The sequence below is a fragment of the Streptomyces sp. NWU339 genome, assembly GCF_003143855.1.
In the GTDB taxonomy this organism is placed as follows: Bacteria; Actinomycetota; Actinomycetes; order Streptomycetales; family Streptomycetaceae; genus Streptomyces.
Map to the genome: position 1 here is coordinate 50339 of NZ_QFRK01000033.1, position 14371 is coordinate 64709.

13 protein-coding genes and 3 pseudogenes are annotated in these 14371 nt (G+C 69.1%); 10 read left to right on the forward strand and 6 right to left on the reverse strand.

What is annotated here, in order from left to right; translation table 11 throughout:
* Positions 1-4: 4 nt before the first annotated feature.
* The 5 genes and pseudogenes from DIZ27_RS30115 (at position 5) to DIZ27_RS30140 (ending at position 5431) form a co-directional block, all read left to right on the forward strand.
* Positions 5-961, forward strand: a complete 957-nt coding sequence (locus tag DIZ27_RS30115) for a GlxA family transcriptional regulator (RefSeq protein ID WP_109381602.1) — start codon at positions 5-7, stop codon at positions 959-961.
* A gap of 106 nt (positions 962-1067) precedes the next feature.
* On the forward strand, positions 1068-2069 hold the full coding sequence (gene gap, locus DIZ27_RS30120) for a type I glyceraldehyde-3-phosphate dehydrogenase (protein ID WP_109381603.1): 1002 nt from the start codon (positions 1068-1070) through the stop codon (positions 2067-2069).
* Between the two features lie 229 nt (positions 2070-2298).
* Positions 2299-3493 (forward strand): annotated as a pseudogene (locus tag DIZ27_RS30125) (DUF4158 domain-containing protein); the annotation flags it as partial.
* A gap of 220 nt (positions 3494-3713) precedes the next feature.
* A pseudogene (locus DIZ27_RS30135) lies at positions 3714-4664 on the forward strand (MFS transporter); the annotation flags it as partial.
* A 182-nt stretch (positions 4665-4846) separates the two neighbouring features.
* Complete coding sequence (locus DIZ27_RS30140; RefSeq protein WP_109381604.1) at positions 4847-5431, forward strand: DinB family protein; 585 nt, start codon at positions 4847-4849, stop codon at positions 5429-5431.
* 99 nt (positions 5432-5530) lie between these two features.
* Here the strand turns inward: DIZ27_RS30140 and DIZ27_RS30145 are convergent.
* The 3 genes and pseudogenes from DIZ27_RS30145 to DIZ27_RS30155 all read right to left on the reverse strand — a co-directional run.
* Positions 5531-5876 (reverse strand): annotated as a pseudogene (locus tag DIZ27_RS30145) (Tn3 family transposase); the annotation flags it as partial.
* 183 nt (positions 5877-6059) lie between these two features.
* Entirely contained in the window at positions 6060-6647 is a 588-nt protein-coding gene (locus tag DIZ27_RS47500; RefSeq protein ID WP_258308600.1) for a hypothetical protein, read from the reverse strand.
* Between the two features lie 184 nt (positions 6648-6831).
* Positions 6832-7203 (reverse strand): helix-turn-helix domain-containing protein, encoded by a 372-nt coding sequence (locus tag DIZ27_RS30155; protein WP_109381605.1) that lies wholly within the window; start codon positions 7201-7203, stop codon positions 6832-6834.
* Positions 7204-7286: 83 nt separating this feature from the next.
* Between DIZ27_RS30155 and DIZ27_RS30160 the strand changes: the two genes are divergently transcribed.
* A complete protein-coding gene (locus tag DIZ27_RS30160) occupies positions 7287-8195 on the forward strand; it encodes an NAD(P)-dependent oxidoreductase (RefSeq protein ID WP_109381606.1) in 909 nt (302 codons plus the stop codon).
* A gap of 439 nt (positions 8196-8634) precedes the next feature.
* Here DIZ27_RS30160 and DIZ27_RS47510 read toward each other — a convergent pair whose 3' ends face one another.
* Both DIZ27_RS47510 and DIZ27_RS30175 read right to left on the reverse strand, forming a co-directional pair.
* Positions 8635-8916 (reverse strand): hypothetical protein, encoded by a 282-nt coding sequence (locus DIZ27_RS47510; protein WP_109381607.1) that lies wholly within the window; start codon positions 8914-8916, stop codon positions 8635-8637.
* On the reverse strand, positions 8913-9194 hold the full coding sequence (locus tag DIZ27_RS30175) for a hypothetical protein (RefSeq protein ID WP_109381608.1): 282 nt from the start codon (positions 9192-9194) through the stop codon (positions 8913-8915). The genes DIZ27_RS47510 and DIZ27_RS30175 overlap by 4 nt, the downstream gene beginning before the upstream one ends.
* Before the next feature lie 205 nt (positions 9195-9399).
* Here DIZ27_RS30175 and DIZ27_RS30180 point away from each other — a divergent pair, with 205 nt between their 5' ends.
* From DIZ27_RS30180 to DIZ27_RS45960, 4 genes are all read left to right on the forward strand, one after another.
* Positions 9400-10236 (forward strand): helix-turn-helix transcriptional regulator, encoded by an 837-nt coding sequence (locus DIZ27_RS30180; protein ID WP_109381609.1) that lies wholly within the window; start codon positions 9400-9402, stop codon positions 10234-10236.
* Complete coding sequence (locus tag DIZ27_RS30185; protein ID WP_109381610.1) at positions 10224-10433, forward strand: DUF397 domain-containing protein; 210 nt, start codon at positions 10224-10226, stop codon at positions 10431-10433. Before DIZ27_RS30180 ends, DIZ27_RS30185 begins: the two co-directional genes overlap by 13 nt.
* Before the next feature lie 522 nt (positions 10434-10955).
* Positions 10956-11633 carry a DUF4232 domain-containing protein gene (locus DIZ27_RS30190; protein ID WP_109381611.1) on the forward strand — a complete coding sequence of 226 codons (678 nt, stop codon included), beginning with the start codon at positions 10956-10958 and terminating at the stop codon, positions 11631-11633.
* Between the two features lie 220 nt (positions 11634-11853).
* A complete protein-coding gene (locus tag DIZ27_RS45960) occupies positions 11854-12759 on the forward strand; it encodes a hypothetical protein (protein ID WP_181383752.1) in 906 nt (301 codons plus the stop codon).
* Positions 12760-12911: 152 nt separating this feature from the next.
* Here DIZ27_RS45960 and DIZ27_RS30200 read toward each other — a convergent pair whose 3' ends face one another.
* Complete coding sequence (locus DIZ27_RS30200) at positions 12912-14216, reverse strand: MFS transporter (protein ID WP_309074919.1); 1305 nt, start codon at positions 14214-14216, stop codon at positions 12912-12914.
* Positions 14217-14371 lie beyond the last annotated feature (155 nt).

Consider the following 14371-nt stretch of genomic DNA (forward strand, 5'->3'; position numbering starts at 1 on the left):
TCCTGTGCCAGCCTCCCGCCTGCATCGCGTCGCCGTCCTTGTGCTCGAGGGCGCGAAGCCGCTCGACGTCGGAATTCCCGCGCAGGTTTTCACGACCCGCGCGAGCATGCCGTACGAGGTGCGGGTGTGCGGGGCGACACCCGGTCTCGTGACCGGCGGCGACGGCCTCGCGTACCACGTCGCCCACGGCCTCGACGCCCTTGCGTGGGCCGACATCGTCTTCGTCCCCGGCTACCGGTCCCCGGACCGCGAGGACCCGCCGCAGGCCGTCGTCGACGCACTGATCGCCGCCCACGCCCGGGGCGCGCGGCTCGCCGCCATCTCCACGGGCGCCTTCGCGCTCGCCGCCACGGGCCTGCTCGACGGCAGGCGCGCCACGACGCACTGGCACTACAGGCGGGCGCTGGTGGCCAGGCATCCGCTCGTCCACGTCGACGAGAACGTGCTGTTCGTCGACGAGGGCAGCGTGCTCACCTCGGCCGGCGCCGCCTCCGGCCTCGACCTGTGCCTGCACATCCTGCGCGGCGACCTCGGAGTGGCCGCGTCCAACCACGCGGCCCGGCGTCTGGTCGCGGCCCCCTACCGCAGCGGTGGCCAGGCCCAGTACGTGCCGCGCAGCGTCCCCGAGCCGCTCGGCGAGCGGTTCGCCGCCACCCGCGAGTGGGCGCTGCACCGGCTCGGCGATCCCCTCACCCTCGACATACTGGCGCGGCAGGCGGGGGTCTCGCCGCGCACGTTCTCCCGGCGCTTCGTCGAGGAGACCGGCTACACGCCGATGCAGTGGGTGATGCGCGCCCGCATCGACGTGGCCCGTGAACTGCTGGAGCGGTCGCAGCGCAGCGTCGAACAGATCGCCGCCGATGTCGGTCTCGGCACCGGCGCGAACCTGCGGCTGCACTTCCAGCGCATCCTCGGCACCACCCCGAGCGAGTACCGGCGCACCTTCACCCGGGGCGAATAACCCACCCGGCACCGCGTGGCGGGATCCTTTTGAACCATGGCGATCCCGCCACTGTCGGCGGCGCCGGCCGCGGGCGAGCCTGATGGCGAAGGAAGGAACACCACTCATGACTACTCGCATCGCCATCAACGGATTCGGCCGCATCGGACGCAATGTGCTGCGCGCACTGCTGGAGCGCGACAGCGACCTCGAGATCGTCGCCGTCAACGACCTGACGGAGCCCGCCACGCTCGCCCGGCTGCTCGCCTACGACAGCACGGCCGGCCGGCTCGGGCGTCCGGTGACCGTCGACGGGAACACCCTCGTCGTCGACGGCCGTCGGATCACGGTGCTGGCCGAGCGCGAACCGGCGCAGCTGCCGTGGGCCGAACTCGGCGTCGACATCGTCCTGGAAGCCACCGGCCGCTTCACCTCGGCCAAGGCAGCCCGCGCCCACCTCGACGCGGGCGCGAAGAAGGTGCTCGTCAGCGCGCCGTCGGACGGCGCCGACGTCACGCTCGCGTTCGGGGTCAACACCGCCGCCTACGATCCGGCCGTGCACACGATCGTCTCGAACGCCTCCTGCACCACCAACGCGCTCGCGCCGCTGGCCGCGGTCCTCGACGAACTCGCCGGCATCGAGCACGGGTTCATGACGACGGTGCACGCCTACACGCAGGAGCAGAACCTGCAGGACGGTCCGCACCGCGACGCCCGTCGCGCCCGGGCCGCCGGCGTCAACATCGTGCCGACCACGACCGGTGCCGCCAAGGCGATCGGCCTGGTGCTGCCGAACCTCGACGGCAAGCTGTCGGGCGACTCGATCCGCGTACCGGTGCCGGTGGGCTCGATCGTCGAACTCAACACGACCGTCGCCCGCGACGTGACGCGCGACGACGTGCTGGCGGCGTACCGCGCCGCGGCGGAGGGGCCGCTCGCCGGCATCCTCGAGTACTCGGACGACCCGCTCGTGTCGTCCGACATCACGGGCAATCCGGCCTCGTCGATCTTCGACTCGGCCCTCACCCGCGTCGACGGCCGCCACGTCAAGGTGGTCGCCTGGTACGACAACGAGTGGGGCTTCTCGAACCGAGTGATCGACACGCTCGAACTCCTCGCCACCCGCTGACCGGACGCCGGGGCGGCACCCCGCCTCCGGCGACCGCGCCGGCCCGCACTTCCCTTGAGCGCTCTGGTTGACCAGTCGGGCAGCCAGAGCGCTCAAGCGGATGTGAGTAGTTGCGGTACAGAAAGTGCCGCTGAGATTGATCTTGCTCAGCCGGCACACCGGGCGTGGGTGCGGTTGGGCTTTGCGGAAAGATCGCCGGGCGAGTGTCGGTGCTCGCTACGGTCCGGCCGTGCCGGTGGAGTTTCTGACTGATGAGCAGGCCGAGGCGTGCGGGACGTTCACCGAGGTGCCCATGCGCCCGGAGCTGGAGCGGTTCTTCTTCCTCGATGATGACGACCGCGATCTGATCGCGCTGCGCCGTACGGACATGCACCGGTTGGGCATGGCCGTGCAGATCTGCACGGTCCGCTACCATCGGCCGCTTCCTTGGCGAGGACCCGCTCGCGGTGCCGTGGGAGGTCGTGGAGTACCTGGCCGGGCAGCTCGGCATCGCCGACGCTTCATGCGTGAAGCGGTACCCGGAGCGCCGCAGGATGCCGTACGAGCACGCTGATGAGATCCAGCAGCGGTTCAAGTACCGGGACTTCACCGACCGGCGGTCGGGCCGGGAGTTCCGCGGCTTCCTGTACGGGCGGGCGTGGACGCACGCCGAGGGGCCGATGGCGCTGTTCAACCACGCGGTGACGTGGCTGCGCAAGAACCGGGTGCTGCTGCCGGGCGTCTCGGTGCTGGCCCGGCAGGTGTCGGAGGCCCGCACGGCAGCCGAGCGGCGCCTGTACGAGGCGGTGACGCGGGCCGCGCACCGAGCCGATCCCGCGCTCGCGCCGGCGCTGGCTGAGCTGCTGGTGGTGCCGGAGGGCAAGCGGGTCTCGGAGCTGGAGCGGCTGCGCACGCCGCCGACGAAGTCGACGGGCACGGCGATGGTGCGGGCGATGGAGCGGGTGGTGTTCTCCAACACCAAGCTGCCCCAGGGCGTGGTCGACCGGGACGCGTACGTGGTGTGCGTGCTGGAGCAGCTGCACCGTGCGCTGAACCGGCGCGACGTGTTCGCCGCCCCCTCGAACCGGTGGGCCGACCCGCGGGCGAGGCTGCTGGACGGTCCACGGTGGGAGGCGATGCGCGCGGACGTGCTGGCAGGCCTGTCCCTGACCGAGGACGCCGTCGAACACCTGGCCCAGCTCACTCGCCGGCTGGACGCGGCGTGGCGGCAGATGGCCGACCGCCTGGAGGAGGCCGGCGACGACGCGAAGGTGGAGATCGTCGTTCCCGAAGGCGGCGGACGCGCACGCCTGTCGGTGGACAAGCTCGGCGCAGTGGGTGAGCCGGAGTCGTTGACCTGGCTGAAGACCACCACCGAGGCCATGCTCCCCAGGATCGACCTGCCGGACCTGCTGTTCGAGGTCCGCTCCTGGACAGGCTTCCTCCGACAGAGCTCGGAATGATTGCTGCCGACGTTCAACAAACCTTCGCCGTTCTTGCTCTGGTTCCTTCACCAGCTCACGATCATCCTGTTCCTGCTGGGACCAGCACGCTCGTCAGCTCAGCTGGGCGGCATGACCGGGGACCGCGGGCCGAGCTGGACCTGTCCCCCGCCTCCGTCGACGGCTCCCACCTGCGGGCCCTGAAGGGCGGAGACGCCACCGGGCCCTCGCCACACCGGTGTTTCACGGCGCGTCGAGTCGGCTGGTCGCGCAGTCGCTGGAGGGCGACGCCTATGTACTGGGCCGTTCACTGAACAACATCGCTGCCTCCGGTGCGCAATTGTTCGGTCTGGCACTGGGAGGTGCGGTCGTCGCGGTACTCGGCCCGCACCGGGCGCTCGCGGTAAGCGCCGCCCTCTACCTCGGCTGCGCGCTCGCCATCCACATCCGGCTGCCCCGGCTGCAGCCGGGAGAGTTCGGCGGCACACCCGGCAGCGCTCGAGGCGATGGCGGGGCCGTCCGGGCAAGCCTGCACGGTGCCGGCCTGCTGCTGCGCGGACACACGGTGCGACGACTGATGCTGGCCCAGTGGCTCCCGCCGGCGTTCGTAGCGGGCGCGGAAGGCCTGATCGTCGCCTACGCCGGAGGACGCCACTTCGCGCCCGGCTGGTACGCGGTGCTGATGGGCTGTCTGCCGGTCGGCATGCTTGTCGGTGACCTGCTGGTGGGTCGACTGCTACGGCCACCCGCCCGGGAGCGACTGGTAGTCCCGTTGATTGCGCTGATGGGACTGCCGCTGGTCGGCTTCGCTGCCGAGCCCGGAGTGGGCGTCTCGTCCTGTCTGCTGCTGCTCTGCGGCTTCGGATTCGCCTACGGTCTCGGCCTGCAACGGCCGTTCCTGGACGCCCTGCCGCAGGATGGCCAGGGCCAGGCCTTCGGTCTGCTCGGCTCCGGCAGCATGACGCTGCAGGGCGTCGGGCCGGTTTGCTTGGGCTCGGTGGCCGCAGGCATTGGAACAGGCGGCGCAATCGCCCTGGCAGGCGGTGCGGCGGCGCTTACCGCCGGCTGGATTCTCACCTGGCACCCGCCCACCTCCCCGGTCCCCGTCCCGAACTGCTCAACGGGATCAGAGAACGGCACCGAACAGCATGCGTGTAGTTTTCCTGCGCAGTAACCGTCGCCGGTCGAGTCGGCCGCGAGCCGTCACGCACCCCACCCCCACCCCACGTCTCTCTGACAGACAGTCATTCCCGGTAGCTCATTGCGTAAGGAGTCCTAAGCCTCGGCTCTGCCAGTCGTTGCGGACCACGTACGGGATCTTGAGACCACGAACAGCCCATGGAAGGTTCATGCCGCATGATCGATAAATTCGCGAAGGAAAACCTGCACGGGAGACTGCGGCGGGACCGCGAGGCGCTGCTCTGGAAACTCGACGGCTTGTCCGAATACGACGCCCGCCGGCCTTTGACAGCGACCGGGACCAACCTCCTCGGCCTGGTCAAGCACGTGGCCACCGTCGAGGCCAGGTACTTCGGCGAGGTCTTCGACCGCCCTTCCCCGGAACCGCTGCCCCGATGGCAGGACTCCGATGGCAGCGATCAGTGGGCGACCGAGGACGAGACCCGCGATCAGATCATCGGGTTCTACCGGCGCACGTGGGAACACTCGGACACGACGATCAACGAGCTTCCCCTCGACGCCCCCGGCCACGTGCCGTGGTGGCCGGAGCCCCATTCCAACACGAACCTGTTCGCCGTCATGGTCCACGTCCTCGGCGAGTCCATCCGGCATGCCGGGCACGCCGATATCCTGCGCGAGGGCCTCGACGGCCGGACCGGGCTGCGCGCCGAACACGAGAAGCCGATCGACGAGGAAGCCCGTGCCGCCTACCGCGCGAAGATCGAGCAGGCCGCCAGATCGGCCGCATCAATCAAGGCTTAGTCGGTCATACCGGGCAGCCTGACATCGCTTCCCCCACCGGTGCTTGCGATTTCCGAGCATCCGGCCACCTGATATGCCCGCGTCACCCGATATGGGCGTTCAATCCGCGCCTTCGTCGTCCTCGTCCAGCTCGAGCGCGTCAGCGTCGCTCAGCGGGCGCAGGGCGCCGGCGGCCGGGATCGAGGCGGTGAAGCTGTAGCGGCCGAGCAGGTTCAGGTTGCGGCGCTTGAGAGGGGAGAGCCGGGTGATGTCCTCCTCGCGGATCGCGTGGCCCTCGGCCTGGTAGCTGGGCGACGGCGGCGTCGACGTAACGGGTCGTCCAGAGCGCGATGGTGCTGAGGGCCAGGCTGAGCGAGCCGAGCTGGTCCTCCATGCCGTCCCGGCATGCCTGGTGGATGGTGCCGCGCTTGCCGTGGCACACGTCCCGGGCCAGCTTGTGGCGGGAGGCCGCTAGCCGAGCAAGATCAATCTCAGCGGCGCTTTCTATACCGCAACTACTCGCATCCGTCAAGGCGTAGAACTCGTGGGTGTGACTGTCTCGCCCATCAGTAGGGAGTCACATACGCGATCTTCCGAACTGCGACGGCCGGGTCGGCAAGGTCTCCTGGAAAACCACCACCGCCACGAATCACAAGCCCCGGGGGGTACCCCGACCACCGTCGGAGGCGATGCTCGAGAAGGGCTTTACGATCACTGGGCAGGAGTTCCACAGCTCCACCCCGGCCGTGAGTAGTTCCAGCACCGCGCGTTGCTCGTCGGGAGTCCACGCGGCGCACTCGTCCCCGAACAGCTTTTCGTAGGTGCTGTTATGCACCGCGCTCTGTTGGGGCAGCCGGTGGACCTCACCGAGTCCTCGGGCCAGATCCTCGAAGAAGTTCCACGCGTCCAGCACCGCACCCGGGGGGACGCGCCGGCGTGACGGGTCCTTCAGCCAATGCTGGACACGGACGAGCTCCAGCGTGTCGGTCTCAGAAGTGGCCAGCCTCCGCCCCTTCCGGCTCACATACACCCGCGCCTGCCGAACAGTCATGAACACCGGCACCCGGCAGTGATCAGCTCCTGGCAACGCCAGCACCTGATCAGGGTCGTCGCCCCTGCCGCCGATCCACAGAACTACCCCGCTGCGGCCGAGCCCTCGCACCCGGTACGCATAGAGACTGTCACCCCCACCGCGCTGTCCGGCCGCAAACACATCTGCCATCTCGATCTTTGCCACGCTCTCACCCTGGCACGACCCGCGAGAACCGTCGCGGAATTTCTTCGCAGCGGGTCAACCGGGGGTGCGGGCAGTTCCGCGCCTGAGCGGTCGCCTTCCCGTAGAGCCGCCTGTCCGTGGCCGTCACCGCCTGCTCGATGCCCTCAGGAGGGTGGAGCGCGCGCAGGATGGGTGGCCGGGATGCTCAGCCGTGTGAGGTCTCGGCCACGTCGACCGCTTCGAAGCCTTCGCGACGCATCCGCTCACTCCCCCAGGCGCCGAGCGGCCCGAGCGCTTGATTGAGCGTGCGCCCGTGCTCGGTCAGGGAGTACTCCACCCGCGGCGGCACCTCGGCATAGACCTCCCGGTGCACGAGACCGTCCGCCTCCATTTCGCGCAGGTGCTGCGTCAGCATCTTCTCGCTCACTCCCGGCAGGCCGCGACGGAGCTCGGCGAAGCGGCGTACGCGATGGGCGTGAAGTTCCCAGAGGATCAGTCCCTTCCACTTGCCGCTCACCACGTCGAGCGCAGCGTCGATGCCGCAGACGTAAGGACCGCGTCTCGGCGCCTTGGCCATCTCTGGTCCCCTTACTAAAAGGTAGGTACCGCAGAAAACAGTGGGTACTTCCGAGAGTAGTGGCGTTCTTCGAGGATGGAGGAGTGAACGAACAACGGAACCTCACCACCAGGCAGAACAGCGCTGTCACCGTGATCGGACTCGGCCCGATGGGCCAGGCGATGACACGCACCCTCCTCACTGCCGGCCACCCGGTCACCGTCTGGAACCGCACCGCCAGTCGGGCCGACGGCGTCGTCACCGACGGAGCGACGCTCGCGGCGACACCCAGCGAGGCGGTCGAAGCGAGTGACCTCGTGATCCTGAGCCTCACCGACTACCAGGCGATGTACGACGTCCTCGACAGCGCCACCGGATCGCTCGCCGGCCGGACGCTGGTCAACCTGAGCTCCGACACTCCCGACGCCACACGCGAGGCGGCAACCTGGGCAGCGGGCCACGACACCACCTTCCTCACCGGAGGTGTCATGGTCCCCGCGCCGATGGTCGGCACGGAGGCAGCCCATGTCTACTACAGCGGCCCCGACGACGCGATGCAGCGCCACCTGGCGACGTTGGCCCTGCTGGGAACACCCAAGTATCTGGGCGAGGACCCGGGCCTCGCCCAGATGATGTATCAAGCCCAACTCACGGTGTTCCTCACCACCTTGTCCGGACTGATGCACGCCACCGCGATGCTGGGCACCGCAGGAACCAAGGCCGGGGAAGCGCTGCCGGAGTTGCTCTCCTTCGCGGACTCGACAGGCGACATCCTGAGGGCCGGTGAAGAGAACCCCGGCGTCGCGCTTGACGCCGGAGAGCACCCCGGCGACCTCAGCACGGTCACCATGATGGGCGCGACGTCCGACCACATTGTCGAGACCAGCACGTCACTCGGCCTCGACCTCGCGCTTCCCCGGGCCGTGCAGGCCCACTATCGACGCGCGATCGAGGACGGACACGGCGGCGACAACTGGACCCGCATCATCGACGGCATCCGAGAACCGCGCTGACCGAACGCGGGACCGATGACCACAGACCCAGCCGCGACGCACGTGGTCGATCCCGGGACGTCGATCCACGCGGTCGGCTTCGGGCGCCGTGTCCGGCAAGGGCAGGTGTTCCCACGTCGGTCGCCGGAACCGGGACCATCCCCGCGGGTACGTGGAACGAGGTCAGTGACGGCCAACTCCAACGCGACTGCCTCGCCCGTGCACTGGTCCTGTGCCCCCGCCGACTGATCTGCGACGAGATGACCGCCATGCTCGACGCCTCGACAACGGCCGCCCTGGTCAAGGCCGTCGAGGACTACCGCACCGCAACGGGCGCGATCCTGCTGACCGTGGGCCACGGCCGCACCCTCCTGGACCGCCGGTGCGACCGCACGGTTCATTGGGACACAGTGGCGAGGCCCGGCGCGCCGACGGCCAAGGCGAGTCAGCGGACCTCCCTTCACTCAAGGGACGGCTGGAGCCGCTGGACACTGAGGCCCGTCCTGCTGCGGGCATTCGCCTCGGCCAGCCGAACGCGAAGCAACTCCTCCGAAGTGAGGGGCCGGACTCGGCTCGGGTCGGCGTCCCACTCCCGCCCACCGGGCAGCGGGCGGAGCTGAAGATACGGCCCTTCATGCCCTATGACGACACCGACACGATCGCGCTCGGTGTCCAGGACGGCGGTGCCGGCTGGGGGAGGAGCGGGTCCGGGCGCGGAGGCGTCGGAACTCGGCCCGCTCACTGGTCGGCGCCCCTCGCGATGACGGCGGCGAGGGCCAGGGCGACGGGCGCCGAGCAGACACCGAGGTGCACGAGCGCGTACCGGGCACTGGCGGGAACACGGTGGCCTTCGACCGCACCCGCCGTCCGCTCCTCAGCCTCCTCGGGCAACACGTCTCCCCAGGGAGTACGGACGTCCATCGCGGGGAGCTGGATGCCGGCCCGCGTGAGAGCGGCGGCAAGGGCGTCACGGGCGTCGGTGGCTTCCTGGAGCTTGGGGGCAGGGTGGTGTGTCGGCATGGGGGTCCTTCCGTTCGGAACGGGTGAGGAGCGGGTGTGGCCGTGCAGATTCGCGATTCGGCCACATTGCCCAGCACCACGTATTACGTTGCGTAGTCAGTGCGTTACGAGAATGCAGTCGGGGTGAGGCGCGACGCGCCGTAGGCACGGTCGGGTTCCCCTCTCGAAAGCGCATGTGCCACACGTTCCACGGAGGTGAGTCACCTTGCCGCAGCGCCGCATCGTCACAGGCCGCAGTCAGGAACCGCGCCAGCGATTCGCTGAAGAATTAAGGCAGTTGAGGACGTCAAGGGGTGACAGTCTGCGACAACTCGGGGAGCGGATGGGCTGGGACTGGTCGCTGTTCGGAAAGATGGAGAAGGGCGACACTCTGGGCGGTCCTGAGGTAGTCCAGGCGCTGGACCAGTACTACGGGACGCCGGGGCTCCTGCTCGCCCTCTGGGAGCTGGCCGCTGGGGACCATACCCAGTTCCGTGAGCGGTATCGCCGGTACATGGCGCTGGAAGCCGAGGCGGTGAGCCTGTGGCACTTCGCGGTGAGTGTGCTGCCGGGGCTGCTGCAGACACCGGGATACGCCAGGGAGGTGCTGGCAGCGGGCGGGAGCCGAGGAGCAGAGCTGGAGCAACAGATCAAGGCCCGGATCGGGCGGCAGGAACTGCTGGACGGTGAAGCATCACCCCCGTTTCGCACGATTCTCGCCGAGGCGGTCCTGCGTACGCCGTTGCAGGACGAGGGGGAGTGGCGGGCTCAACTCGCCTGCCTGGCTGAGGTGGCCGAGCGGGAGAACGTGACAGTTCAGGTGCTGCCCCAGAGGGCAGGGGTGCATGGGTTGGTTGCCACGGACGTGTGGTTCCTGCGGCTCACGGACGGTCGCCCCGTGGCCTACACGGAGAACGCGCACGAGGGTGAACTCATCGAGGAAAACACTCGGATCGAGCGTCTGCAGCGTGCCTACGATGTGGTGCGCGACAAGGCCATGTCCCCTGCCGAGTCGCGGAAATTCATCCTGCGCATGTTGGAGGAGTCGCCGTGCGATCCATAGACCCGGGTGCCGTGACGTGGCGCAAGAGCAGCTACAGCAATCCAGACGGCGGCGCCTGCCTTGAAGTCTCTGATGACTGGCTCCCCGTCGTTCCCGTGCGCGACAGCAAGACGCCGGACAGCCCAGTACTCGTTCTGGCTGCGAAAACCTGGACCTCCTTCGTCACCGCCGTAGTACGTGATGAGTTGGGCGCCTGAGCCACACAACGAAGGTCGATGACGACCCCGTGCCCACCGATCATCAAGTGCGGGGCCGTCCGCCAGCCGGTGAGGTCGTGTGAAAACCCATGGCGTCGGCGAGCAGACTGCAGGGGTGACGGCTCAACTACTGTCGGAACTCTCTATGAGTGCAGGGAGTAGTTCACCTTCACCGTGCCCCGTCCGGTCAGATGGAACTATCCCCGCGGGTGCGGGGAGCAGTGGGTCACCTCGGTCGCACTCATGGTGCTGCTCCCCGCACCCGCAGGGATGGTCTCACCTACGCCATCTGCCGCGAACGCGGCGAAAAGGCAGGCGTGTTGTCACCAGGACCACCGAACGGGGTGCACTGGACTGATCCCGGTTCTTCCACTTCGTGATCGTGTCACCGGTCTGTGACAGCGATGTCCTGGAACGAAGACGCCGGGATCTCCTCGGCTCGTAGCCCCCTCATAGTGGACAAGCAAGCACCGAGAAGCCGAAACCGCTTCGGCCTCAATCACTGATCACCAGGGGGATTTCATGTTCGGCAACCGTCGCAAGGCCTTACTCGTCTCCGTGGCCCTCGTCGGAGGCGCCATGCTGATGACGGCGTGCCAGGACTCGGACGCGGCCACGGACACCGGCGCTGCGCCGGGTTCTTCGTCCGCCACTCCGGCCGGCGATGCGGTCACCCCGTCCGGCTCGTCGACCGCGGGCGGTGACCAGGGCACCGGCAAGGGCTCCGACGCCCCGGGCAAGGGAACTGCGGACGGGGCCGGCTCCGGCGCCGACACCGGCAACGGCAAGCGGGAGCCGGTCGAGCAGAGCTGCGGCGCCAACGACATCTCCTGGAGCACCAGGTCCGAGACCCAGGCCGGCGGATACATCCTGATCATCGCCAAGGCGAAGCCGGGGATCACCTGCTACCTGCCCGCCGCGCTTCCGACCGTGGCGTTCGGATCCGACGGCACCCAGGCGGGTCCCGCGGAGCAGGCCGTCGGCGAGCAGATCAAGCTGAGCGGGAGCACCACCGCCTACGCCGGGGTGAACCCGAAGACCACCAACGGAAACGGCGGCAAGGAACTGGACAGCATCATCGTCGCCATCGGTGACGACGACCCCAACCCGGTTTCCCTGCCGGTCGGCACCATCACTGTCGATCGCCCGATCGTCACCAACTGGCACACCGCCCCGGAGGACGCCGTTCCCTTCAGCTGAACGGACGTGCAGCGTGCCGACCTGGTGACATCCGCCGTGCCTTGCCTGATCGAAGCCGCAGGTCGACGGAGGCCGATGGTGACAACCAGCGTGCTTCGGCTCAGGTGAGTCGGGTACGGCGGATGGTGCGGTACCCGAGCTCCGTAATCGCTGAGGTCGCAGGTCACAAATGCTGCCGATGGCTCCGGTGGGAGGATGACGCCGGGCGGGGGAGGGGCATGTGAGCGACGGGGTGAAGCGGTCGCCGGGGCTGCGTGTGGAGGAGTCGGGGAGCCCGCGCGGCTTGCGGGGGCCGCAGCCGATCTCCGTTTCGATGGTGGCGGTGCTGATGATGGCTCCGACGGCCGTGGAGATCGTGGGCTTCGTGGAGATGGCAGGGGAGTCTCCGATGCGCAGCGATGGTCCCGGCACCGGGTTGCTGATGCTTCCTTTCCTCTTCTGCTTCGGTCTTCCCGTGGCGTTCCTGGGCACGTTGTTCGGGGTGTTGCCGACGCTGTCGGTCGCCGTGTGGGCGGGGCGGCGGTGTGCCGGTCGGCACGTGGAGTGGTGGATTCTGGCGGTGGCCGGTTGTTGGGCGGCCGCCGTGGCGCTGTGGCCGGCGGCGACGGGGGACGGCCTGGAGACCTGGCTGTGGGTGTGGCCGTCCGGCACGGCGGCGCTGTCGACGGTGACGCTGCTGACGCGGTGGGCCCTCACCCGTGGACGCCCGTACGGGACGATCGTCGGGGTCGGCCTGCTGTCGGCGGCCGCCGTGGTCGCCGTGGGGTCCTTGGCCTACGGGACCGGGCTGGTGGACGAGTACGCACCGCCCCGGGTCCACGCCTCGGACCTGGTCGGCACGTGGAACGACGGCCGTGGCGGCACGCTGCGGCTGGACGGAGAAGGGCGTGCGGTGGCCACCGGCACCTGGAGCCAAGGCGGAGTGGACTCGCCGGACGGGCGATGTGAGGGCTCGGGCACGTGGAGGTTCGAACCGGACGACAATCCCTGGCTCCAGAGCGTCACCATCGATGTCGGCGATTGCTGGTCGGGGCAGTGGACACTGAGCGGCACGGCCGGCCGTCCCAAGCTGAACTACCAGCTCGGAGACACGGATTCGCCCGAGTGGTACGTGCTCAGCCGGTGAGATAAGCAGGCGCACCGGCTGGTGCGCAGTACCCGCATTGAGCTGAGCGGCGTAGTCGGCCGGGCTGGCAGGATGCGCGGTGGTGACCGGGCTTGCCTGACGGCTGCGACCGTTGACGGAGTCGTGCCGGCTGTTCGCGGCGACAGGGGCCGTCACGCAGCCGGGGCCGGAGCCTCCGGCGGGGCGGGGAGTGTCCGTCCCAGGCGGGCGAGTGGAGACAGGGCCATCAGTGCCGGTGACAGCAGCATGCCTGCGGCTGTCACCAGGAGGCTGGTGCGCGTCCCCCACCCTTCCGCGAGGAAGCCGCCGAGCAGCGAACCGAGCGGGGTCATCCCCATGCCGACGAAGTTGATCGTCGCGGCCGCGCGGCCCTGCATCCCGTCCGGAGTGAGGGTCTGCCGGACGGCCATGAGCGTGACGTTCACCAGCTGACCGAAGGCCCCGAACACGAAGCTGATCGCAAGGAGCGCGGGAATCGTCACCGCGGAGGAACCGCGCAGTGCGGGCACAAGCAGGAACACGCCGTCGCCGAGTGCCGCCGCGGACACGAGCACGGCGCCATGTCCGAACCGGCTCGGCAGGCGGGCGGCCAGCAGCGAGCCCAGGAGCGCTCCAGGTCCCGTCGCCGACAGTGCCAGCCCGACGGCGGTGCCCGACAGGTGCAGGTCCCGTGGCAGGAACAGCAGATAGACGGTCATCACAGCAGCGAAGAAGAACTGGAAGGCGGCTGATGCGAGGCACACGGCCCGCAGCGAGGTGTCGCCGGCGACAAAGCGGAGGCCCTCGTGGATCCGCCGCCAGACCCGAGGAGGACGTTCCGAGCGCTCCGGGATCGACTCGTGGCGACCGATCCGTCGGATCGACAGGAACGACAGCGTGAAGAACAGCGCGCTGGAGGCGGCGGCGATCGGCGCCGACAGCACGGACACCAGCGCACCACCGAGGGCGGGACCGCCGATCTGCGCCGCGGACCGACTGCCCTCGAGCGCGCTGTTGGCCCGCACCAACTGATCGCGTTTCACCAGCCTTACCAAGGACGCCTGGTACGCCACGTCGAAGAACACGGACAGGGCCCCGACGGTGAAGGCGACCACGAGCAGCGCCGGCAGGCCGAGCCAGCCGAGGAGGCCGGCCACGGCGGCGGCGCCCAGCGCCAGGGCCCGGCCGACGTCCGTCAGCACCATCACCGTGCGGGTCCGCCACCTGTCCACCCACGCGCCGACGAAGAGCGAGAGCAGCAGAATCGGCGCCTGCCCCACCGCGCGCAGGGCGCCCAACTGGCCGGCACCGGCGTTGAGCGCCAGGACGGCGAAGAGCGGCAGAACCACCAGACTTGCGTGTTCGCCCAGTTGGGAGGCCGTCTGGCCCACCCAGAGCCTGCGGAAGTCGCCGTCCCGCCACAGGCTGGACGGAGCAGGACGAACGGAATCGGATCGGGCGGAGGAAGAGGACGGCACAGGGACCCCTCGGATGACCGAAGACGAGAGCCGCCGACCGGCGCACGCCAGGCGTACCGACGGTTTCAGGCAGCGTGAAGCGAAGGCTCGCTGTGCCGCGCTGTGAGGGCAGCACGCGATGACAGGCCGCTCGCGGCCTCAGACGTCAACGCGTG